Annotated in this window: 24 protein-coding genes; 17 read left to right on the forward strand and 7 right to left on the reverse strand. The window is 71.1% G+C overall.

Going from position 1 to position 21,861, the window contains the following annotated elements; genetic code table 11:
• Positions 1-51: 51 nt before the first annotated feature.
• From ACQPXB_RS10340 to ACQPXB_RS10350, 3 genes are read left to right on the forward strand one after another with little or no spacing between them, the layout of a single operon-like run.
• The gene (locus ACQPXB_RS10340) at positions 52-390 is read left to right on the forward strand and encodes an L-rhamnose mutarotase (protein ID WP_366580709.1); all 339 of its coding nucleotides are present in this window, start codon (positions 52-54) and stop codon (positions 388-390) included.
• Positions 387-1,367, forward strand: a complete 981-nt coding sequence (locus tag ACQPXB_RS10345) for an aldo/keto reductase (protein ID WP_432851117.1) — start codon at positions 387-389, stop codon at positions 1,365-1,367. The genes ACQPXB_RS10340 and ACQPXB_RS10345 overlap by 4 nt, the downstream gene beginning before the upstream one ends.
• Positions 1,364-2,197, forward strand: a complete 834-nt coding sequence (locus ACQPXB_RS10350; protein WP_432851119.1) for an amidohydrolase family protein — start codon at positions 1,364-1,366, stop codon at positions 2,195-2,197. Before ACQPXB_RS10345 ends, ACQPXB_RS10350 begins: the two co-directional genes overlap by 4 nt.
• On the opposite strand, the gene shbA is transcribed toward ACQPXB_RS10350, so the two are convergent.
• The 4 genes from shbA to ACQPXB_RS10370 all read right to left on the reverse strand — a co-directional run bounded on the left by shbA (position 2,194) and on the right by ACQPXB_RS10370 (position 4,304).
• Positions 2,194-2,865, reverse strand: coding sequence for an RNA polymerase sigma factor ShbA (shbA, locus tag ACQPXB_RS10355; protein WP_366580715.1), 672 nt, complete (start codon positions 2,863-2,865; stop codon positions 2,194-2,196). The genes ACQPXB_RS10350 and shbA overlap by 4 nt on opposite strands.
• Before the next feature lie 253 nt (positions 2,866-3,118).
• On the reverse strand, positions 3,119-3,424 hold the full coding sequence (locus ACQPXB_RS10360; protein WP_432851121.1) for a DUF202 domain-containing protein: 306 nt from the start codon (positions 3,422-3,424) through the stop codon (positions 3,119-3,121).
• Complete coding sequence (locus ACQPXB_RS10365; RefSeq protein ID WP_432851123.1) at positions 3,421-3,804, reverse strand: YidH family protein; 384 nt, start codon at positions 3,802-3,804, stop codon at positions 3,421-3,423. Before ACQPXB_RS10365 ends, ACQPXB_RS10360 begins: the two co-directional genes overlap by 4 nt.
• A gap of 11 nt (positions 3,805-3,815) precedes the next feature.
• Entirely contained in the window at positions 3,816-4,304 is a 489-nt protein-coding gene (locus tag ACQPXB_RS10370; protein ID WP_432851125.1) for a GtrA family protein, read from the reverse strand.
• Between the two features lie 302 nt (positions 4,305-4,606).
• Here ACQPXB_RS10370 and ACQPXB_RS10375 point away from each other — a divergent pair, with 302 nt between their 5' ends.
• The gene (locus tag ACQPXB_RS10375; RefSeq protein ID WP_285969590.1) at positions 4,607-4,903 is read left to right on the forward strand and encodes a HesB/IscA family protein; all 297 of its coding nucleotides are present in this window, start codon (positions 4,607-4,609) and stop codon (positions 4,901-4,903) included.
• A 178-nt stretch (positions 4,904-5,081) separates the two neighbouring features.
• Here ACQPXB_RS10375 and ACQPXB_RS10380 read toward each other — a convergent pair whose 3' ends face one another.
• From ACQPXB_RS10380 to ACQPXB_RS10390, 3 genes are read right to left on the reverse strand one after another with little or no spacing between them, the layout of a single operon-like run.
• The gene (locus tag ACQPXB_RS10380) at positions 5,082-6,206 is read right to left on the reverse strand and encodes a glycerate kinase (RefSeq protein ID WP_386948319.1); all 1,125 of its coding nucleotides are present in this window, start codon (positions 6,204-6,206) and stop codon (positions 5,082-5,084) included.
• A complete protein-coding gene (locus ACQPXB_RS10385) occupies positions 6,203-7,159 on the reverse strand; it encodes a 2-hydroxyacid dehydrogenase (protein WP_432851128.1) in 957 nt (318 codons plus the stop codon). The genes ACQPXB_RS10380 and ACQPXB_RS10385 overlap by 4 nt, the downstream gene beginning before the upstream one ends.
• Positions 7,160-7,189: 30 nt before the next feature.
• A complete protein-coding gene (locus tag ACQPXB_RS10390) occupies positions 7,190-9,265 on the reverse strand; it encodes an alpha-galactosidase (protein WP_432851130.1) in 2,076 nt (691 codons plus the stop codon).
• A gap of 76 nt (positions 9,266-9,341) precedes the next feature.
• Between ACQPXB_RS10390 and ACQPXB_RS10395 the strand changes: the two genes are divergently transcribed.
• The 13 genes from ACQPXB_RS10395 (at position 9,342) to ACQPXB_RS10455 (ending at position 21,353) form a co-directional block, all read left to right on the forward strand.
• The gene (locus tag ACQPXB_RS10395) at positions 9,342-10,541 is read left to right on the forward strand and encodes an ROK family protein (protein ID WP_366580729.1); all 1,200 of its coding nucleotides are present in this window, start codon (positions 9,342-9,344) and stop codon (positions 10,539-10,541) included.
• 9 nt (positions 10,542-10,550) lie between these two features.
• Positions 10,551-11,837: an ABC transporter substrate-binding protein gene (locus ACQPXB_RS10400; protein WP_432851132.1), complete on the forward strand. Its 1,287-nt coding sequence runs from the start codon at positions 10,551-10,553 to the stop codon at positions 11,835-11,837.
• A gap of 1 nt (position 11,838) precedes the next feature.
• Positions 11,839-12,810, forward strand: a complete 972-nt coding sequence (locus ACQPXB_RS10405) for a carbohydrate ABC transporter permease (protein ID WP_366580733.1) — start codon at positions 11,839-11,841, stop codon at positions 12,808-12,810.
• A gap of 1 nt (position 12,811) precedes the next feature.
• Positions 12,812-13,693 (forward strand): carbohydrate ABC transporter permease, encoded by an 882-nt coding sequence (locus tag ACQPXB_RS10410; RefSeq protein WP_366580735.1) that lies wholly within the window; start codon positions 12,812-12,814, stop codon positions 13,691-13,693.
• Between the two features lie 26 nt (positions 13,694-13,719).
• Positions 13,720-15,048 (forward strand): glycoside hydrolase family 27 protein, encoded by a 1,329-nt coding sequence (locus tag ACQPXB_RS10415; protein WP_432851135.1) that lies wholly within the window; start codon positions 13,720-13,722, stop codon positions 15,046-15,048.
• 199 nt (positions 15,049-15,247) lie between these two features.
• A complete protein-coding gene (locus ACQPXB_RS10420; protein WP_366580739.1) occupies positions 15,248-16,057 on the forward strand; it encodes a CoA transferase subunit A in 810 nt (269 codons plus the stop codon).
• On the forward strand, positions 16,054-16,809 hold the full coding sequence (locus ACQPXB_RS10425) for a CoA-transferase subunit beta (RefSeq protein WP_432851138.1): 756 nt from the start codon (positions 16,054-16,056) through the stop codon (positions 16,807-16,809). Before ACQPXB_RS10420 ends, ACQPXB_RS10425 begins: the two co-directional genes overlap by 4 nt.
• Positions 16,806-17,987 (forward strand): thiolase family protein, encoded by a 1,182-nt coding sequence (locus tag ACQPXB_RS10430; protein WP_432851140.1) that lies wholly within the window; start codon positions 16,806-16,808, stop codon positions 17,985-17,987. Before ACQPXB_RS10425 ends, ACQPXB_RS10430 begins: the two co-directional genes overlap by 4 nt.
• 39 nt (positions 17,988-18,026) lie before the next feature.
• Positions 18,027-18,761: a protocatechuate 3,4-dioxygenase subunit beta gene (pcaH, locus tag ACQPXB_RS10435; protein WP_366580745.1), complete on the forward strand. Its 735-nt coding sequence runs from the start codon at positions 18,027-18,029 to the stop codon at positions 18,759-18,761.
• Positions 18,761-19,312, forward strand: coding sequence for a protocatechuate 3,4-dioxygenase subunit alpha (gene pcaG / locus ACQPXB_RS10440; protein ID WP_364065682.1), 552 nt, complete (start codon positions 18,761-18,763; stop codon positions 19,310-19,312). The genes pcaH and pcaG overlap by 1 nt, the downstream gene beginning before the upstream one ends.
• A 31-nt stretch (positions 19,313-19,343) precedes the next feature.
• Positions 19,344-20,123: a 3-oxoadipate enol-lactonase gene (gene pcaD / locus ACQPXB_RS10445; RefSeq protein WP_386948300.1), complete on the forward strand. Its 780-nt coding sequence runs from the start codon at positions 19,344-19,346 to the stop codon at positions 20,121-20,123.
• Complete coding sequence (gene pcaC, locus ACQPXB_RS10450; protein ID WP_366580749.1) at positions 20,123-20,536, forward strand: 4-carboxymuconolactone decarboxylase; 414 nt, start codon at positions 20,123-20,125, stop codon at positions 20,534-20,536. The genes pcaD and pcaC overlap by 1 nt, the downstream gene beginning before the upstream one ends.
• Before the next feature lie 10 nt (positions 20,537-20,546).
• Positions 20,547-21,353, forward strand: a complete 807-nt coding sequence (locus ACQPXB_RS10455; RefSeq protein ID WP_366580751.1) for an IclR family transcriptional regulator domain-containing protein — start codon at positions 20,547-20,549, stop codon at positions 21,351-21,353.
• Positions 21,354-21,861 lie beyond the last annotated feature (508 nt).

Consider the following 21,861-nt stretch of genomic DNA (forward strand, 5'->3'; position numbering starts at 1 on the left):
ATGTTTCGGTGTTCTGAACACAGAGTGCCACGTAACTTGTCAGGAGGAGACATGACCCACGGCTCGGCCCCTCAAAGTGTTGCTCTGCGCACTCGGCTCAAACCGGGTCAAGAGGCCACGTACGAGTCCGTGCACGCCGTGATCCCTCCCGAGCTCGACACCGCGCTGCGCCGCGCCGGCGTGCGCACGTGGCGGATCTGGCGCAGCGGGCTCGACCTGTTCCACTTCGTCGAGGTCGACGACTTCGACGCCATGAAGGCCGCGCTCGCCGACGATCCCGCCGACATCGAGTGGCAGATCCGCATCAACCGGCTGCTCGACACGGACGACAGCCGGTCCGATACTTCGACGGCCCTGGGGCTCGTCTGGGAACTTCCGGTGAAGGAGTGAACGTGAAGCTCTCCCCGCTCGGGCTCGGTGGCGCGCAGCTCGGCAACCTCTACCAGGCGATCGACGACGACACGGCGGCCGCGACCGTGCGGCGCGCGTGGGACGAGGGCATCCGCTACTTCGACACCGCCCCGCACTACGGGCTGGGGCTCTCCGAACGGCGGCTGGGCGCGGCACTGGCGTCGTATCCGCGCGACGAGTACGTGCTCTCCACCAAGGTCGGCCGGGTGCTCGAACCCCACGCCGCGGCGCCGGGCGAGCGCGACGACCAGGGCTTCGACGTGCCGGCCACCTACCGGCGGCGCTGGGACTTCAGCCGCGACGGCGTGCTGCGGTCGCTGGAAGACAGCCTGGCCCGGCTCGGCCTCGACCGCGTGGACATCGTGTACGTGCACGACCCGGACGACCATTTCACCGAGGCCGTGACCGGCGCCTTCCCGGCGTTGCTCCAGCTGCGAGACCAGGGCGTGGTCGGCGCGGTGGGCGCCGGGATGAACCAGACGCCGATGCTCACCGAGTTCGTCCGCCGCTTCGACCTCGACCACGTGCTCATGGCCGGGCGCTACACACTGCTCAACCAGCCGGCGCTCGACGACCTGTTGCCGCTGTGCCTCGACCGCGGCGTCGGCGTGGTCGCGGGCGGCGTGTTCAACGCGGGCATCCTCGCCACCGCGGAACCGGGTGCGATCTACGACTACGCGGCCGCGCCGGCGGAACTCGTCGAGAAGGCGCGGCGGATCGCGGAGATCTGCGCCCGCCACGGCGTCGAGCTGCCGGAGGCCGCGCTCGCGCTGCCGGCTTCACACCCGGCCGTGGTGTCGGTGGTCGTCGGGGCGCACGACGCGGGGCAGGTCGCGGTGAACGCGCGCCGCGCGGCCAAGGTCGTGCCCGCCGTAGTGTGGACCGACCTCGTCGACGCCGGTCTGCTGCGCGCAGACGCCGTCGGCCGGCCCGTGACGTCTGGAGGACCGCAGTGATCGACGCCCACCACCACCTGTGGGACCCCGCCCGCCGCGACTACCCGTGGCTCGGCGGCGCGGCGATGGACCCGATCCGTCGTCCGTACACAGTGGACGATCTGCGCACGGTCACGCACGCGGCCGGCGTGCACGCCACCGTGCTGGTGCAGACGCTCTCCGACCAGAGCGAGACGGAGGAGTTCCTGGCCACGGCCGCGGCCGAGCCGGTGATCGCCGGTGTGGTGGGCTGGGTGGACCTGACGGCGCCCGACGTCGCCGACCGGCTGGCGCGGCTGAAGGAGCTCGGCCCGCTCGTGGGCATCCGCCACCAGGTCGAGAACGAGCCGGACCCCGAATGGCTGCTGCGCCCGGACGTGCTGCGCGGCTTGGCGGCCGTCGGCGCGGCGGGGCTGGTGTACGACCTGCTGGTGGCGCCCGCGCAGGTCGCGGCGGCGCGGAAGGTGGCCGAGCAGCTGCCGGAGCTGCGGCTCGTGCTCGACCACGCGGCGAAGCCGGCCATCGCGGCGGGGGAGTGGCAGCCGTGGGCTGACGGGATCGCGTCGCTCGGCGCGCGGGACAACGTGGCGTGCAAGCTCTCCGGGCTCGTCACGGAGGCCGACTGGCAGCAGTGGCAGATCGGGCACCTGCGCCGCTACGCCGACCACGTCTTCACGTCGTTCGGTACCGAACGCGTGCTGTTCGGCTCCGACTGGCCGGTGTGCGAACTGGCGGCGGCCTACGAGGTGGTGCTCGACGCGGCCATGTCGCTCACGGGTCCGCTGACGGACCCGGAACGGCTCGACGTCTTCGAGTACACGGCGAAGCGCGTGTACGGGCTGGAGCTCTAGAACTCTTCGCCCTGGACCATGTCGCGCAGCTTGGTCAGGGCGCGGTGCTGGGTCACGCGGACGTTGCCGGCGGAGATGCCGAGCGTCTCGGCGGTCTCGTTGGCGCTGAGGCCGACGATGATGCGCAGGGTCAGGATCTCCTGCTGCAGCGGAGCGAGGCGGGTGAGCATCTCCTGCAGGCGGGAGCCGAGGTCGAGCCGCAGCGCATACGACTCGGGCTCGTTGCCGCCACCCGACAGCGGCCGCTCCGGCAGCTCGGGCACCGGCTCGGACCGGTCCCGCGCGACGGCCCGGTAGGCGTCGGCGACCTTGTTCGCCGCGATGGCGTGCACGAGGTAGAGGAACGAACCGCCGCGGTCCTGGTAGTCGGGCAGTGCCTTGAGGACGGCCATGCTCACGTCCTGGGCCACGTCGTCGGCCGAGAGGTAGGACAGGTCGCGCCCGCCCATGCGCGCCCGGCAGTAGCGGGCGACCACAGGCCGCAACACGTGCAGCAGCTCGGTGATCGCGCGCTGGTCCCCCCGACCGGCGGCGACCACGAGCGGGTCGAGATCTTCCTTCGTCAGGCGTCCCGCGGGCCTCGGCAGCGTCTCGGGCGTGACGTAGCCTGGGACGTCGGCTTCGTCGGCGGCTGCTTCGGTGCGGGACGTCTTCGACGGTGCTGTCATGGTCGTCTCCCCGGCGACCCTGCGACCGTCGCTGGTCTTGGGGTCAACACTCTGTGATGTTGCGGTCGCAGCTACTCCGGATGATCGGGTAGTTGCCGCTCCCGTTGCGACGCTCCGTAACCTTATGCGGCTCGCGGGCCGACAGTCCAGATTTCAACTACGAATACCCCGTTAGCAGCAGTGGTCTTGATAAAAACGAGACCAGTCAACGCACAGTACGATTCGCTGCTCGCAGGATGTGCGGACTGTCCACTCAGTACGTCACCAGGAGTGACAACGCCGTAGCACAACAGAGGGTGGCCACCACAGCGGGTAGAACGGGTTTCAATGCGGGCGGCTCGGGGTCGGTGCGGAGTGATCGCTCCCGGTGTCGGCCGATCGCCGCGAGCGCCAGCGCGGTGAGGGCCGCGAACACCGCCGGGATGAGGTCCAACGGCCCGTCGTGGCGCAGCGAAGCACCCATCAGCAGCACCGCGCACGCGGCGGCCGACAGCGCGGTGCGGCGCCAGGCCAGGCCGGTGCGTTCGGGCTGGGCGCCGTTGGCGAAGGGCCGGCTCACGACACGATCACGAGGACCACGGCGGCCGCCATCAGCACGAACACGCCCGCGGTGAGCACCAGGACCATCGCGCTGCGGGCCAGCGGCTGCCCGGCGCGCATGGCGATCTGCACCCGCCGCCAGCGCGGGTAGGCGCCGGCCGCGAGGATCGCCGCGAGCACCACGCACAGCCCGGCGAGCACCGAGCTCATGACGGCGGGCCGGGGCACCAGCTGGTGGACCGCGACGCCGCCCGCGAGCAGACCCAGGGCGGTGCGCAGCCAGGCGAGGAACGTCCGCTCGTTGGCGAGGGTGAACCGGTAGTCCGGTTCAGTGCCGCCGCTGTGGGGGCCGATTCCGGGAGGTTCTCGGTGGGGCGGGTCGAGCTTCTCTTCCGACACGATCCCGGACGTTAGTCGTGGTCCGCGGCAGGCGCTTCGGGCTTGGCGTGGGCGAAGACCCACCACCGCAGCACGGCGAACCGCACTACGCCGCCGACGAAGCTGGCCGCCAGCAGGCTCGCGGTTTCCTCCCAGGCCGTCGGGTGGCTGACCACCGCGTCGAGCGTGGCCAGGACGATCGAGCCGTATCCGGCGTAGAAGACGAAGGTGAGGAAGTCCTGCAGGTGGCGCTTGCCGGCCTTGCTCGCGCGCCCGGCGAAGGTGACGCGGCGGTGGAACTCGGTGTTGCCGACCGTGGTGAGCGCGATGGCCACCAGGTTCGCCCACTGCGAGCCGAGCTCGGGGCGCAGCACCAGGAAGAGCACGGCCTGCAGACCCGTGGTGACGCCACCGGCGACGAGGTACCAGGCGGCGTGTCCGCCGAGCTCGTGGTCCTCGTGGTGACGCTGCGGGTCCCGGTGGAAGAGCGGCGGCCGGGGCGTCCACCTGGTGGTGGTCATGATCGTGACGCTACCTCTGCTTCACAAACTTGTGAACCTGATGAAGCCGATGAACACTTGTGATCCCGCTGACAGGGACTCCGCTCACGTAGTTCAGCCCGCGGGCCTCCCTGGCTATTCCGTGTTCTCGCGTGTCCGCGCGCACCCCCGCCCGCGCGTGGGCAGAACGCCTGGTTTTCAAACCTGTTTGTGACCGGTCCCACGCCTGCTCGGCAGGTGCGCCGCTCACGCTGCGCTGCCGAACGGGCGCCCCTAGCGTGAAAACCCAATCGCATCCGACCGCGACGAAGGGAAGGCCGAAGATGCTGACCGTGACCGAAGCCGCTGCCGAGGCGATCTCCGCGCTGACGGCTCAACAGGGCGCCGAGGAGAGCGGGCTGCGGTTCGCCCTCCAGAGCGTGCAGGAAGGCGAGGGCGCGCAGCTCGCGCTTTCCGTCGCCCCCTCTCCCCAGGACGGCGACCGCGTCGTGGGCACCGACGCCGGCGCGAAGGTCTTCCTCGAACCCCAGGCCGCCGCCCTCCTGGACGACAAGGTCCTCGACGTCCAGCAGGACGAAACCGGCGACGTGGCCTTTGCCGTGCTTCCTCAGCAAAGCTGAATCCTTGGCCCCGGCTCCGCCGGGGCGTGCGAGATCGCCTTTGAGCCGGCTTCCGGATTGTGCGGTCGGATCGGCCGGGGCCGATCGCACCGCACAATCCGGAAACCGGCGCGATCTCGCGCTGTGGTCGGGTTCGGACCCGGTCCGATCAGCGTGGTCGTTCGCGGACCCCATCCCGTCAGCGGGCCACCCAGGTGCGGACCAGGTCGCCGGCGCGGGCGCGTAGGAGTTCGGCCGCGTGGGTGCGCGCGTGGTCCAGTGAGGGTGCGTGGTCGATGAGCGCGCTGCTGCCGACGACGCCCAGGCTGGCGAGCGCGGCGGCGTCGAGCTGGATGCGTCCGGCCAGGACCATGAGTGGGACGCCCGCACGTCCGGCCCGGGCGGCGATGCCGGCGGGGGCCTTGCCGGACAGGCTCTGGGAGTCGAGTGACCCTTCGCCCGTGATCACGAGGTCGGCGCCGGCCAGGGCCGTGTCCACGCCGGTGAGACCGGCGATGAGGTCGAAGCCCGACGCGACCGTGGCGCCCAGGCCGGCGATGGCGCCGCCCGCGACGCCGCCGCCGGCACCCGCGCCGGGGACCGCCGAAATGTCCGGCGCGCCCGCGTTGACCAGGGCCTGAGCCCAGCGGCCGAGAGCCGTGTCCAGCTCCGTCACCTCGTGCGGCCGCGCGCCCTTCTGCGGGCCGAAGACCGCCGCGGCGCCGTTCGGGCCGACGAGCGGGTTGGTCACGTCCGTCGCGACCGTGAGCGGAACCGAGCCCAGCCGTTCGCGCGCCGGGCCCAGCTCGACCTTCGCGACGCGCGAGAGCGTGCCGCCGCCGAGGCCGATGGGGGCGTCGAACGCGTCGAAGACCCCGGCGCCCAGCGCGGCGAGCATGCCGGCGCCGCCGTCGGTGCTCGCGGTGCCGCCGACCGTCAGCACGAGCCGGGAAGCGCCGCGGGACAGCGCGTCCGCGAGCAGTTCGCCGACGCCCCACGTGTGCGCGGCCAGCGCCGTCTCCGGCGTCGGGTCCACGAACTCGATGCCGCACGCGCGTGCCGACTCGATGTAGGCCGTGCCGTCGAGCACCACGTACCTCGCGTCGACGTGGTCCTCCAGCGGACCGCGCACCGAGAGCCGCACGAGCTCGCCGCCCGCGTTCTCCAGCACTTCGAGCGTGCCTTCGCCCCCGTCGGCGACGGGGCAGGCGGCGATGTCGGCGTCGGGCAGCGCGTCGCGCACTCCGAGGGCGATGGCCTCGGCGGCGGCGACCGCGGTGAGGCTGCCCTTGAACTTGTCCGGGGCGATGACGACACGAGTCACAGAGCTACCTCCGTCAGCGGTGCTTCTCCGGCGAGTACCGAGGTCACGTTTCGGGCGGCCAGCACGGCCATCGCGGTGCGCGTCTCCACGGTCGCCGAGCCCAGGTGCGGCATGACCACGACGTCGTCGCGCTCCAGCAGCCGCGGCTCGACGTCGGGCTCGCGCTCGAACACGTCCAGCGCGGCGCCCGCGATCTCGCCGGCCTCCAGCGCGTCGGCCAGCGCCGCCTCGTCGACGACCGGGCCGCGGGTGGTGTTCACGAGGTACGCCGTGCGCTTCATGGCCCGCAGCGCCGCCGCGTCGATCAGGTGGCGCGTCTCCGGCGTGAGCGGACAGTGCAGCGAGATGAAGTCCGAACGCCGCAGCAACTCGTCGAACGATACGAACTCGCCGTCGAAGTCCGGTTTCGCCGACCGTCCCGAGTAGACGGTCCGCAGCCCGAACGCCGCGGCGCGCGTGGCCATCGCGCGGCCGATCTGCCCGAGGCCGACGATGCCGAGCGTCTTGCCCTGCAGCCCCGAACCGAGCAGGAACCCCAGGTGGAACGACCACGGCTGCCGCGCGCGCAGCAGCCGTTCGCCCTCGCCGAGCCGGCGTGTGACGGCCAGCAGCAGCCCGAAGGCCAGGTCCGCCGTCGCGTCGGTGAGCACGCCGGGGGTGTTGGTCACCTTCACCTCGCGCTCGGCCAGCGCCGGCACGTCGACGTTGTCGTAGCCCACGGCCACGTTCGCCACCACGGCCAGCTGCGGCCCGGCGGCTTCGGCCACGGACGCGTCGATCCGGTCGTGCAGCATCGAGACGATCGCCGACGCCCCGGCCACGAACGACCGCAGCTCCTCGGGCGTGAGCGGACGGTCGAGTTCGGACACCCGCACTTCTCCCGCGTCGGCGAGCACCTTCACCGCGTCGTCGGGAATCCAGCGCGTCACGGCGATGAGAGGGCGATCGGGCACGTCGGGCAGCCTAGTGGGCGAACCGCCCCTCTAGCGAGGTTCGCGGCGCAGCCGGACGAGCCTGCTCGCGGGCCCCGTGCCGGCGAACTCCAGCGGCAGGCCGTGCGTCAGCAGCACCGCACCGTGGTGCACGCAGCCGGTTTCCGCATCGCGGTATCGCGCGGCCGGGTCGAGGCCCTGGAGCACCGGGGTGACGATCGGCCAGCCGTGGTCGTGCGGGCGCCGGGCGAAGAGCACCACGACGTCGTCGCCGAGCACGAACTGCACCGCGGTGAGCGGGGAGACGGCCGGATCCGCGAGCCGGTACGCCGAGCCGTGCTGCACGACGGGCCGGATCTGCTTGTACACAGCCACGAGCTCGGCGGTGCGGCGCAGTTCGTCGTCGGTCCACCTCGTGAGATCACCGCCGAGGCCGAGCACGCCGGCCATCGCGACGTGGAAGCGGAACTCGAGCGGTGCCTCGCGCCCGGTCAGCGGGTTGGGGCTGTCGGTGACCCACGCGGCCATCGCGCCCGCGGGCAGGACCTGGGAGAAGCCGTGCTGGATCTTGACGCGATCGGCCGCGTCGGTGTTGTCCGAAGCCCAGATCTCGTCGGTGCGCGCGAGGATCCCCAGGTCCGTGCGCCCGCCGCCGCCCGCGCAGGCCTGGATCCGCAGCGCCGGGTGGTCGGCGCGCAGCCGGTCGAGCACGCCGTAGACCGCGCGCACGTGGTCGACCCAGACGCGACCCGGACCGGCCTCCGTGAACGCGCGGTTCATGTCCCACTTGAGGTAGTCGATGCCGTGCTCGGCGACCAGCCGGTGCAGCCACTTGTGCGCCCAGTCGGCGACCTCGGCCCGGCCGAAGTCGAGCACGAGCTGGTTGCGCAGCGTGGTCCGCGCGCGGTGCGGCATGTGCAGCACCCAGTCCGGGTGCGCGCGGTAGAGGTCGCTGTCGGGGTTGACCATCTCCGGCTCGACCCACAGCCCGAAGCCCATACCGAGCCGGTGCACCTCGGCCACGAGGGGGCCGAGGCCGTCGGGGAAGCGTTCGCGGTTCACGGTCCAGTCGCCGAGACCCGAGGTGTCACCCGTGCGCGCGCCGAACCAGCCGTCGTCGACCACGAACAGCTCCGCGCCCACCTCGGCGGCGATCGCGGCGAGCTTGAGCTGTCCCGGCTCGTCGACGTCCCAGCCCGTGGCCTCCCACGAGTTGTAGACGACCGGGCGCAGCTCTTCGGGGTGTGGCTGGACGAACGCGCGCACGTACTCGTGCCACCGCCGGCTCGTCCCGCCGAAGCCGTCGGGCGCGTACAACCCGGCGAACACGGGCGTTTCCCAGGTCTCGCCCGGATTCAGCGACCACTGCACGCCCTCGTGCCCGAACCCGCCGGTCCACGCCACGCGCCCGGTGTGGGAGCGCTCGACGGTGATCCGCCAGCTGCCGCTCCACACCAGCGCCGTGCTCCAGACCTCGCCGCGCGTTTCGGTGGCGGTGCCGTCGTCGAGCATCACCCAGGGTTGGGCCTGGTGGCTGGAAACCCCGCGCCGGCTCGTCAAGGTCGTCTCGCCGACGGGCAGGTTTTCCCGCAGCAGAGCGGCTTCCGCGCTCCACGCGCCCGTGGTGTGGGAGACGCGGTAGGCGTCGCGACGGGGGAGTGTCCAGGCCGCGGAATCCGTGCGCAGCAAGCAGATCGGCTCGGTTCCGGTGTTGCGCAGGACCGCGTGCCGCTCGACGACTTCGCCGCACACGCGGTAGTGCAGCTCGGCTTCCAGCGGGTAGTGCCGGTCGCGCAGCCGGACGACCAGCGTGTCGGCCGAAGCGTCGTGGCCGGTGAACTCCCACTCGAGCGCCTGCGTCCCGTCCGCGAACCGCACCGACAACCCGGCGACGCCGAAGAACGCGCCGCCCTCGGTCGCCAGCTCCGCCCGGTCGTCGCCGAGCTCGTCGAAGCTCGAGTCCACGGGGTTGCGCCGGCGCGCGATCTGCGTCGCCTGCTCCAGCGTGAGCGGCGGGCCCCAGTGCACGTGCCGCGGCCGGCCGGCTTCGTCGAGCCGCAGCGCGTACGCCGACTCCCGGGTCCTGAGCAGCCACAGTCGGTGAGCGACGTCGAATTCCACGGACATGGGTCAGAGCGTAGGGATGACCAGCGGAAAAATAAATTCTTGACGAAGTTAATTTATCCGTCGTACGGTTCCGCGCATGCCACGCAGTGCACCGGCAAGGGCGCCGATCACGAGTCCCGCCGCGGCCACCGTGTTCACCACGGTGCTGACCCAGGGTCCGGTCAGCCGCGTGGACGTCGCCCGCCGCACGGGCCTCTCCTCCGCCGCCGTCACGAAGGCCGCGCGCCCGTTCATCGAAGCCGGTTACCTCGAAGAGCTCGCCTCCGCCGAACGCACCGCGCCCGGCGCCGGCCGGCCCGCCAGCCCGCTGGCCATCCGGCCCGACCGCGAGTACTTCATCGGCGTCAAGATCACCGGCGACGACCTGATCGGCGTGGTCACCGATCTGCAGGCCCAGATCCGCGTGGCCAAGCACCACCCGCTGACCAGCCACGACGTGGACCACGTGGTGCGCGCGCTCGTCGACCTCGTCGCCGAGCTGCTGGCCGGCTCGGCGCCCGACGGAGCCACCAGCTTCCGCGACCGGGCCTACTGCCTGGGCGTCGCGATCTCCGGCGACGTCGACCGCGACACCGGCGTCGTGCGCTACTCACCGTTCCTCGGCTGGCGGGACGTGCCGCTGGCCGAGCTGCTGGAGGACAGCACGGGCCTGGCGACCACGCTCGAGAACGACGTCAAGGCGCTCACCGTGGCCGAGCAGTGGTTCGGCGAAGGCGTCGGCGCCGCGTCGTTCGCGCTGGTCACCGTGGGTACCGGCATAGGAAGCGCCCTCGTGCTCGACGGCCGGCTCGTCGGCGGCGCGCACGGGGTGGCCGGCGAGATCGGGCACGTCCCGGTCGCCGGCATGGGAGCCGACGGCCCGGCCTGCCACTGTGGCGGCACGGGCTGTGTGGAGGCGATCGCGTCGACCGAGGCGATCGTCGCGAGTGCGCGCCGGGTCGCGGGGGATCCGGCGCTGACGCTGGACGAGGCCGTCGCGCGGGCGCGGGCCGGGGACGAGCCGCTGCGGGCCGTCTTCGCGACCGCGGGCCACGCGATCGGGCTCGGTCTCGCCGCGCTGGTCAACCTCTTCGGCCCGGAACGGGTCGTCGTCTCGGGCGAGGGCGTGGCCACCTACGACCTGTTCGAGGACCAGATCCGCCGCACGTTCGCGGAGCAGGCCTTCGGCAGTGCCGCGCGGTGCGGCCTGGTGATCCGGCCGCTGCCGTTCGAGGAATGGGCACGGGGCGCCGCCGCTGTCGCCGTTCAGAGTCTTTTCGTGTCCGACCGTTTGTGAGGAGAAGTCATGGCCCCGTCCCCAAACCTGTCGCGCAGGAGCTTCCTCGTCGGCTCCGTGCTGTTCGCCGGGGGAGCCGCCCTGGCGGGCTGCACCTCCGACCCGTTGAACAAGAACGCCGGTGCTGCGGGCGGGGCGAAGGTCACGCTCAACCAGTGGTACCACGCCTACGGCGAATCGGGCACGCAGCAGGCGGTGCAGCGCTACGCGCAGGAGTTCACCAAGGCCAACCCGGACATCGCGATCAAGGTCAGCTGGATCGCCGGTGACTACGAGACGAAGCTCAACTCCGCCATGCTCACCGCGGACGCGCCCGACCTCTTCGAGATCGGCGACTTCCGCTACCAGAACGTGAAGAACGGCTTGCTGGCCCCGCTCGACGACATCGTCGACCCGGTGAAGAGCGACTTCTCCCAGGCCGCGCTGGACACCGCGACCGTCGAGGGCAAGATCTACGGCGTCAAGACGATCGACGACGTCATGATGCTGTACTACCGCAAGAGCGTGCTGGCCGCGGCCGGCGTCAAGCCGCCGACGACGTTCGCCGAGCTGCTCGACGCGACGCGCAAGCTCACCACGGGCAAGCAGAAGGGCCTCTACGTCGGCACCGACGGCGTCGGTGAGGCCGCCACCCTCCTGCTGTGGTCCTCGGGCGCCGACTTCTTCGACGCCAGTGGCAAGAAGATCGCGTTCGCCAGCCCCGAGGCCGTCGCCGCGATCGCGGGCCTCAAGCAGCTGCACGACACCGGCGGCCTGCTGCAGGGTTACCCCACCGACTGGTCCGACCCCGGCGCGTTCTCGGACAACGCCACCGCGATGCAGTGGGGCGGCCTGTGGTCGCTGCCGGACATCAAGAAGGCGCTCGGCGACGACTTCGGCGTGGTGCCGTGGCCGAAGTTCGGCGACGCGGGCCGCCAGGTCGCGCGCGTCGGCGGCTGGTACCAGCTGGCCAACGCGAAGAGCAAGAACCTCGACGCCGCCAAGAAGTTCATCAACTGGCTGTGGATCCAGCAGGCCGACCTGCAGAAGGACTGGTGCGTCAAGTACGGGTTCCACATCCCCGCCCGCAAGGAGGTCGCGGCGCAGACCACCGAGTTCTCGTCCGGCGCGGCCAAGGACGCCGTGACGATCTCGCAGCAGAACGGGCTGTCGTACTCGGGTCTGTGGAACAAGGCGTCGGCGACGCTGTTCCTCCAGGCCGCCACGAAGATCGCCAACGGTCAGGCCGATCCCGCCGCCGAGCTCGGCGACGCGGCGAAGCGCGCCCAGGCCGAAGTCGACAAGCAGCTCGCCTGACATGGCCGTCTCGTCCCCTTCAGTCCTGTCGCCGTCCACCCGGACTCCGGCGGCGCCCGCCAAGCGGCGCCGCCGGAAGGTGGACTGGCGCGCGGTCGGCGCGTTCACGGTGCTCACCGCGCCCGTGGTGATCGGGCTCGGCGTGTTCAAGTACGTCGCGATCGCGTGGAGCTTCCTGCTCTCCTTCAACGACGCGCGCGGCACGATCTCGCTGGGCAACTGGATCGGCTTCGACAACTACACGTTCCTGTTGTCCGATCCCGCGTTCCGTGACTCGCTGCTGATCATCGCGCTGTTCACGGTGTTCATCGTGCCGGTCACGTTCGTCGCGTCGCTGGGGCTGGCCGTGCTGGTCAACAGCATCCGCCGCGGCAAGGCGTTCTTCCGCACGGTGTTCCTCATCCCCGGCGCGGTGTCCTACGTGGTCGCTGCGCTCGTGTGGAAGATGGCGCTGTTCAACGGCCTGCCCTCGGGTGTCGCGAACGTGATCGGCGGCCTGTTCGGCGCCGATCCCGTGGCGTGGCTGTCGGAGACGAGCCCGCCGGTGTACTGGGTCGCGGTGGTCACGCTGCGGTTGTGGCTGCAGGTCGGGCTGTACATGATCCTGTTCCTCGCGGGCCTGCAGGCGATCTCGCCGTCGCTCTACGAAGCGGGTGAGCTCGACGGCACGTCGAAGTGGCAGGCCTTCCGCTACATCACGTTGCCGCAGCTGCGGAACACGTCGGTGGCGGTGCTGCTGCTCATCCTCATCGCGGCGTTCCAGGCGTTCGACGAGTTCTACAACCTGTTCGGCACTGGTCTTTCCGGCACCGCCACCGCGCCGGTGAAGCCGCCGCTGGTGTACCTCTACGACTCCGCGCTGGGCGACCAGAACTACGGCGTCGGTTCCGCGGGCGCGTTCCTGCTGACGGTGATCATCGTGGCGATCACGTTGCTGCAGGGGAAGTTCGTGGGCTTCGGGAAGAAGGACTGACATGGCCGTGCTGACCGGAAGTGTCTCAGCAGCGCCCGCGAAGGTCCGGGAACGCCGCCCGGGCGGCTGGGGACGGGTGCCGAAGTACGCGCTGGCCACCGTGCTCGTGGTGATCTTCCTGCTGCCGTTCTACATCATGGTGCGCAACGCGTTGATGACGCGCGCGCAGGTCGCCTCGCCCGAGTGGTCGTGGCTGCCGGACCCGCTTTCGTGGGTGAACTTCGGCGACCTGTTCGCCGACGCGTCGGTGCCGATGGGCCACGCGCTGCTCAACTCGTTCGTCATCGCCATCATCACGGCGCCGGTGGGCACGATGTTCGGCTCGATGGCGGGCTACGCGCTGGCCCGCATCAACGTGCCCGGCCGCCGCGCGGTGTTCACCTACGTGCTGGTGACGCTGATGATCCCGCAGTCGGTCACGTTCGTGCCGACGTTCGTGGTCGTCGGCGCGATGGGCGGGGTGAACACGGAGTGGGGCATCATCGCGCCGAACCTGTTCAGCGCGTTCACGGTGATCCTCTTCCGCAACTTCTACCTGCGGTTCCCGGCGGAGATCGAGGAGGCGGGCCGGCTCGACGGGCTCGGTTACCTCGGCGTGTACCGCCGGCTCGTGCTGCCCAACTCCGGCAGCATGATCGCCTCGCTCGGCGCGCTGATGTTCATCGAGAGCTGGAACTCCTTCCTGTGGCCGCTGGTCATCGGGCAGGACCCGTCGTCGTGGACGGCCCAGATCGCGCTCTCGACCTTCCTCACCGCGCAGACGATCAACCTGCCCGCCCTGTTCGCCGGCGCGCTCGTGACCATCGCCCCGCTCGTGGCGATGTTCCTGGTGGCGCAACGGTTCATCGTCCGCGGCATCGCGGCGAGCGGGATGAAGGAGTAACCCCCACCCCACCGGGAGCGTGACCGATGAAGTCCACACTCCGTCGACTGTGGACGGTAGCCGCCGTCCTCGTCCTGACCGGGACCCTCGCCGCGCCCGCGGCGCAGGCCAAGACCACGTTCGTGGCGCCGTTCATGGGCTGGAGCAGCTGGAGCGTCCAGTCGTCCACCCGCCCGACGTACGGCACGAGCTGGCTGGTCGACTCGCACATCCGCGACGCGGCCGACGCCGTGTCGGCGAAGCTCAAGTCCGCCGGCTACACGAACATCAACCTCGACGCGGGCTGGAACGCGAACTTCGACTGGGTGTTCCACAGCGACGCCAACGGGATCGCCGACCCCGACCCCGGCCGGTTCCCGAACGGCATCGCGCCGCTGGCGTCGTACGTACACGGCAAGGGCCTGAAGATCGGCCTGTACGCGGCGACCGGGCTCGACAAGGAGGTCTACGACAAGAACGCGCCCATCGTCGGCACCTCCTGCCACACGCGCGACATCGTGGTGCTGCCGCTCACGCCGTCGAACATGTGGGGCGGCAACTGGAAGGTCGACTACAGCAACCCGTGTGCGCAGAAGTACTACGACTCCGTGGTGGCGAAGTTCGCTTCGTGGGGCGTGGACTTCCTGAAGGTGGACGGAACGACGGCGGACAACGTGCCCGACATCGCCGCGTGGTCGAAGGCGATCGACCACTCCGGGCGCGCGATGTGGCTCACGGCCAGCGCGTGGCCGGTGCCGCGCGAGGCAGGGCCGGGGCTGGCGCCGTACGCGAACAGCGTGCGTGTGGACACCGATGTGGAGTGCTACTGCGGCACGGTGTCTTCGTGGGACAGCTCGGTGAAGAAGCGCTGGGACGACCTGCCGGCGTGGCAGGGTGTGTTCGACGCCGGCTACCGGCCGGACCTGGACTCGATGCCGATCTCGAACAACACCGGCAGCGGGATCCAGGACGGGCTCGACGACGCCGAGCGGCAGAGCGTGATGACGTTCTGGTCGATGGCGTCGTCGCCGCTGTACGTGGGTGGTGACGTGTACTTCCTGGACGACTCGGCTGTGCGCATCCTCACGAACCCCGAGGTGATCTCCGTCGACCGGTCGGGCACGTACCCGGCGCAGGTGGCCGGCGGAACGCTGCAGGTGTGGAAGAAGCAGCTGCCCGGCGGGAAGCAGGCGGTGGCGGTCTACAACCTGGGTTCTTCGGCGGCGAACATCCCGGTGAGCTGGTCGTCGCTGGGGCTGTCGGGTTCGCGCGCGGTGCGTGACCTGGTGGCGCGGGCGGATCTGGGGTCGTTCTCGGGTTCGTGGACGGCGACCGCGGTGCCGGCGCACGGGTCGCGGTTGATCACGGTCGGCTGAATTTCCTGCCGAAGGCCCCTCCCCGAAGTCGTTGGGGGAGGGGCCTTTCCGTGTTTCCGGGCGTTTTCCGGCGGGTTTCGGGGCCTCGCCACGGGACGCCGGTTCGTGCTATGTTCATATGAAGAACTTGTGTGCGCGATGCGAACACTTTCGAGTGTCAGCAGGCGCGCGGTCGAGATCCAGGACGGAAAGGCTCGCGATGGCTAGGGTGCTGTCGCTCGGCGAGGCGGTCGCCGAGCTGGTGCACGACGGGGACACCGTCGCGCTGGAGGGGTTCACGCACCTCATCCCGGTCGAGGCCGGGCACGAGATCATCCGGCAGGGGCGCAAGAACCTCACGCTGGTGCGGATGACCCCCGACATCGTGTACGACCAGCTGATCGGCGCCGGGTGCGCGAGCAAGCTGATCTTCTCGTGGGGTGGCAACCCGGGTGTCGGCTCGCTGCACCGGTTCCGCGACGCCGTGCAGCACAGCTGGCCGGTGCCGCTGGAGATCGAGGAGCACAGCCACGCGGGCATGGCCAACCGCTATGTCGCCGGCGCCTCGGGCCTGCCGTTCGCGGTGCTGCGCGGCTACACGGGCACGGACCTGCCGGCGCAGACGGACACGATCAAGCCGATCACCTGCCCGTTCACCGGTGAGCAGCTCACAGCCGTCCCGGCGCTGAACCCCGACGTCACGATCGTGCACGCCCAGCGCGCCGACCGCGCGGGCAACGTGCAGCTGTGGGGCATCGCCGGCGTGCAGAAGGAAGCGGTGCTGGCGGCGAAGCGGTCGCTGGTCACCGTGGAAGAGGTCGTCGACGAGCTGGAGCCGAAGCCGGGCGCGCTGGTGCTGCCGACGTGGGCCGTCACCGCCGTCGCCGAGGTGCCGGGTGGCGCGAAGCCGTCGTACGCGGCGGGCTACTACGAGCGTGACAACTCCGCTTACCAGGCGTGGGACCCGATCGGGCGCGACCGCGACGAGTTCACCAAGTGGCTGAACGAGCTGACCGGGGTGAAGGCATGAGCGAGTACACCTCCGACGAGATGATGAGCATCGCCGCGGCGCGCGCGCTCGGCGAGGGCATGTCCTGCTTCGTGGGCATCGGCCTGCCGAGCACCGCCGCCAACCTGGCGCGGCGCACGCACGCGCCGAACCTCACGCTGATCTACGAATCCGGCTGCCTGGGTGCGAAGCCGACCCGGCTGCCGCTCTCGATCGGCGACGGCGAGCTGGCCGACACCGCCGACGCCGTGGTGAGCGTGCCCGAGGTGTTCAACTACTGGCTGCAGCCCGGCCGCATCGACGTCGGCTTCCTCGGTGCCGCGCAGCTCGACAAGTTCGGCAACATCAACACCACCGTGATCGGGTCCGACTACCACGACCCGAAGGTCCGCCTCCCCGGTGCAGGTGGCGCGCCCGAGATCGCCGCCTCCTGCAAGGAGGTGTTCATCGTGCTGCGGCAGAGCCCGCGCGCGTTCGTGGACAAGGTCGACTTCATCACCTCGTTCGGCCACGGCACGGGCAAGGGCGACCGCGAGAAGCTCGGCCTCCGTGGCGCGGGCCCGACGCTGGTGGTCACCGACCTCGGCCTCATGCGGCCCGACCCGGAGACCGCCGAGCTCACGCTGACCGAGTTGCACCCCGGCATCGAGGTCGAGCAGGCGATCGCGGCGACAGGGTGGAAACTGAAGGTGGCGGCGGAGCTCAAGACCACCCCGGCGCCCACGGACGAAGAACTGACCCTGCTCCGATCCCTGAAGAAGGCCGGCGAATGAGCGACGTATTCCTGTTCGACGCGATCCGCACCCCCTTCGGCCGCCACGGCGGCGCGCTGGCGAAGGTGCGCCCCGACGACCTCGCCGCCACCGTGCTGAAGTCGCTGGCCGAGCGCAACGACCTCGATCCGTCCACTGTGGACGAGGTGCTGCTCGGCGACGCCAACGGCGCCGGTGAGGACAACCGCAACGTGGCGCGCATGGCGACGCTGCTCGCGGGCTGGCCGGTGACCGTGCCGGGCGGCACGCTCAACCGCCTGTGCGGCTCGGGTCTCGACGCCGTGATGCAGGCCAGCCGCACGATCCAGGTGGGCGACGCGTCGCTGATCGCCGCCGGCGGTGTGGAGTCGATGAGCCGCGCGCCGCTGGTGATGGCCAAGCCGGACAAGGCGTTCCCGGCTGCCAACCAGACGCTGTACAACTCCGCGCTGGGCTGGCGCATGGTGAACCCGGCCATGCCGCAGGAGTACGTGATCTCCAACGGCGACTCCACCGAATACCTCGCCGAGCGTTACGGCATCACCCGCGAGGAGCAGGACGAGTTCGCGGTGCGCAGCCACGTCAACGCCGCCCGCGCGTGGGACGAGGGCTTCTACGACAACCACGTGGTGCCGGTCGAGGGCGTCGAGCTGACCCGGGACGAGGGCATCCGGCCCGACTCCACGATGGAGAAGCTGGCCAAGCTGAAGCCCGCGTTCAAGCGCGACGGCGGCACGGTCACGGCCGGCAACTCCTCGCCGATCAACGACGGCGCATCGGCGGTGCTGCTGGGCGACGAGGCCGCCGGCAAGCGGCTCGGCAAGGTGCCGCTGGCCCGGATCGCCGGCCGCGGTGCGGCGGGTGTCGAGCCCAACATCTTCGGCGTCGGCCCGGTCCGCGCGGCCGAGATCGCGCTGGAGCGCGCCGGCATCGGCTGGGGCGACGTCGCGGCCGTGGAGCTCAACGAGGCGTTCGCCGCCCAGTCGCTGGCGTGCCTCAAGGAGTGGAAGGAGCTCGACCCCGAGCTCATGAACGTCCACGGCGGGGCCATTGCGATCGGGCACCCGCTCGGCGCGTCGGGCGGCCGGATCCTCGGCACGCTCGCCTACCGGCTGCAGCAGACGGGCGGGCGCTACGGCGTCGCCGCGATCTGCATCGGCGTGGGCCAGGGGCTCGCCGTCGTCCTCGAACGCCAGTGACACCCCTGCTCTGAAACCACCGACCGGATAGGAGGAAACGTGGCCGCTCCCACCGATCTCCGCCTGCCCCGCTACCCGCGGGAGCCGGAGGACGCCAACGCCCCACTGGACTTCGCGGGGTACCGCTCCACGACGCTGCGCCACCCGTCGCAGCCGCTGGTGCTGCTCCCGCAGATGCTCACCGAAGTCACCGGGCCGCTGCTCGGCCCGGGCCGCCTCGGCGAGCTCGACAACGACCTGACCCGCCAGCACGACGGCGAGCCGCAGGGCCAGCGCATCATCGTCACCGGCCGGCTGCTCGACGGCGACGGCCGGCCGATCCGCAACTCGCTCGTCGAGATCTGGCAGGCCAACGCGGGCGGCCGCTACCGCCACACCGGCGACCGCTGGCCCTCGCCGATCGACCCGAACTTCTCCGGGCTCGGCCGCGCGCTGACCGACGATGACGGGCGCTACGAGTTCACCACCATCAAGCCTGGCGCATACCCGTGGAAGAACCACGACAACGCCTGGCGCCCCGCGCACATCCACTTCTCCGTGTTCGGCTCGGCGTTCACGCAGCGGCTGGTCACGCAGATGTACTTCCCGGAAGACCCGCTGTTCTCGCAGGACCCGATCTTCAACTCGATCCCCGACGAGAAGGCGCGGCAGCGGATGATCTCGCGCTTCAACCTGGAGCGCACGGTGCCGGAGTGGGCACTGGCGTTCGACTTCGACATCGTCGTGCGCGGCCGTGAGCAGTCGGTGTTCGAGGACGAGGAGGACGAGGACTGATGGGCGAGCTGCTCACGACGCCGTCGCAGACCGTCGGCCCGTACCTGTCGATCGGGTTGCCGTGGGAAGACGGGCCGTTCGTGGTGCCCGAGGGCACCGAAGGCGCGTTCTGGATCCGCGGCACCGTCACCGACGGCGCGGGCGAGGTCGTGCCCGACGCCTTGATCGAGACCTGGCAGGCCGACCCGCAGGGCGGGTTCGACCACCCGGACGACCCGCGGGGCCGCAGCGAGTCGGGCTTCCGCGCGTTCGGCCGGTGCCCCACCGACGAGAACGGCGAGTACCGCATCCTCACGCTCCTGCCGGGTGTCCTGCCCGGTGAGCAGGGTGAGCAGGCGCGCCACATCGACGTGTCGGTGTTCGCGCGCGGGCTGCTCAACCGGGTCGTCACGCGGATCTACTTCGAGGACCAGGACAACTCGGGCGACGCGGTGCTGGCGAGCGTGCCGGCCGAACGCCGCGACACGCTCGTGGCGAAGAAGACCGAAGACGGTTACCGCTTCGACGTGCGGCTGCAGGGCGAGGGCGAGACGGTCTTCTTCGCGCTCTGATCGATAAACTGTCCACTTTGGAGGTACAGGCGTGAGCGGCGTGGCGGTGCACCGGGTCGTCGAGGGCCCGGACGACGGCCCGGTGGTGGTGTTCTCGAACTCGATCGGCAGCGACCACCGCATGTGGGACCCGCAGGTGGCGCCGCTCGTCGAGCGCGGCTACCGGGTCGTGCGGTACGACACGCGCGGCCACGGCGCTTCGCCCGTGCCGGACGGTCCGTACGAGCTGGCCGACCTCGGCGGTGACGTGCTGGCGCTGCTGGACGATCTGGGCGTGGAGCGGGCGCACCTCGTCGGGCTTTCGCTGGGCGGGATGACCGGGATGTGGCTGGGCGTCAACGCAGCCGAGCGGTTGCGGAGCCTCACGTTGTGCTGCACGTCGGCGAAGCTCGGCCCTCCGCAGATGTGGGCGGACCGCGCGAAGGTGGTGCGGGCCGAGGGCACCGGCGCCATCGCCGAGGCCGGGGTGGGGCGCTGGGTCACGCCGTCGTACGCGCAGTCGCACCCGGACGAGGTGGCGTTCCTGCGCGCGATGGTGGCCGACTGCCCGGACGAGGGGTACGCGGCCTGCTGCGGCGTGATCGAGCGCATGGACCAGCTCGCCGACCTGCCGAAGATCACCACGCCGACGCTGGTGATCTCCGGCGCCGACGACCCCGCGACTCCACCCGACACCCACGGCCGGCTCGTCGCCGAAGGTATTCCGGGCGCGCGGTTCGAGGTCGTCGCTTCGGCCGCGCACCTGGGCAACTACGAGCAGCCGGCGGAGTTCACGCGGCTGATCCTCGAGCAGATCACGGAGGCAGTGTGATGGCCGACGTTCCGGGCGAACGTTTCGAAGCGGGCATGAAGGTGCGCCGCGAGGTGCTGGGCGACGAGCACGTGGACGCGTCGGTGGCGCGGACCACGGAGTTCAGCAAGCCGTTCCAGGAGTACATCACCGAAGCGGCGTGGGGCTCGATCTGGACGCGCGACGGCCTGGACCGCAAGACGCGCAGCTGCATCACGCTGGCGGCGCTCACCGCGTTGCACTGCCACGACGAGCTGGCCATGCACGTGCGCGCGGCCGTCCGCAACGGCCTCACCGCCGCGGAGATCCGCGAGGTGCTGATGCACACCGGCGTGTACGCGGGCGTGCCCGCGGCGAACACGGCGATGGCCATCGCCCAGCGCACGCTGGCCGAACTGGGCGAGCCCACCGCGCAGGTCCCCGACGCCGGATAGGGTTCGCGGCATGGACTCCGACGAACCGGCCGAACGCGGCGCACACCACGTGCAGTCGCTGGAGCGCGGGCTGGCGGTGATCAAGGCCTTCAGCGCCCAGGCACCGCACCCCACGCTCAGCGACGTCGCGCGGATCACGGGCCTCACGCGCGCCGCCGCGCGCCGGTTCCTGCTCACGCTCGTGGACCTCGGATACGTCCGCACGGACGGCAAGTACTTCTCGCTGACCGCGCGCGTGCTCGACCTGGGGTACGCGTACCTGTCGAGCCTGTCGCTGTCGGAGGTCGCGCAACCGCACCTGGAGCGGCTTTCCGCGCAGGTGCGGGAATCCAGCTCCGTGTCGGTGCTGGAGCCGCCGGACATCGTCTACGTCGCGCGCGTGGCCGTCTCGCGCATCATGACCGTGAGCATCAACGTCGGCACGCGCTTCCCGGCCTACGCCACGTCCATGGGTCACGTGCTGCTCGCCGACATGTCGGCGGCGGAGCTCGAGGCGTACTTCCTGATCACCGACCTCGACCGCCTCACGTCCCACACCCTCACCGACCGCCTTACCCTCGAGGCCGAGCTCGCCCACGTCGCCGAGCAGGGCTGGGCCATGGTCGACCAGGAGCTCGAGGAGGGCCTGCGCTCGGTCGCCGCGCCGATCCGCAACCGCCAGGGCCGCGCGGTCGCCGCAGTGAACATCTCCACGCACGCCAGCCGCACCCCCGCCCACTCCGTCCGCGAAGACCTGGTCCCACCCCTGCTCGCCACGGCCCACGCCATCGCCGCCGACCTCGCCGGCTCCAGCCCCGCGCAGGCCACCCGTGGCTGACCCCCGCTTCGCCCGCCCTGCGGCGCGCGAACGGCCGACCGGCCCGCCCGCCGCGCCGCGCGAATCGGCCGCCGCGGCGACGCTCGCCGGGTCTGCGGTGGGCCGGCCGCGTGCCGGTGTGGTTGCGCCGGATGGGGCGCCGGCCGCGGCCGGTGTGCTGAGAGCTGGCTCGGCTGACACGCCGCGCGTGTCCGCAGCGAGTTCGGGCGCTGCGGATGGGGCGCCGGCTGGGTTTGCAGTGGGCCGGTTGGGTGTCGGCGTGGTTCCGTCCGATACGGCGCCGGCCGCGGCGGGGGCTGGCTCGGCTGGCACGCCGGCTGTGCCCGCAGCAAGTTCGGGCGCTGCGGATGCGGCGCCTGCTGGGTCTGCAGTGGGCAGGTCGCGTGCCGGTGTGGTTGCGCCGGATGGGGCGCAGGCTCAACTCGCGGCGCGCGAGTCACCGGCCGCGGGCGTGCCACGAGCCGATTCGGCTGACACGCCGCGGGTGGCGGGAGCCGGTTCGAGCGCT

It is taken from the genome of Amycolatopsis sp. CA-161197 (assembly GCF_050942255.1).
Lineage (GTDB): Bacteria > Actinomycetota > Actinomycetes > Mycobacteriales > Pseudonocardiaceae > Amycolatopsis.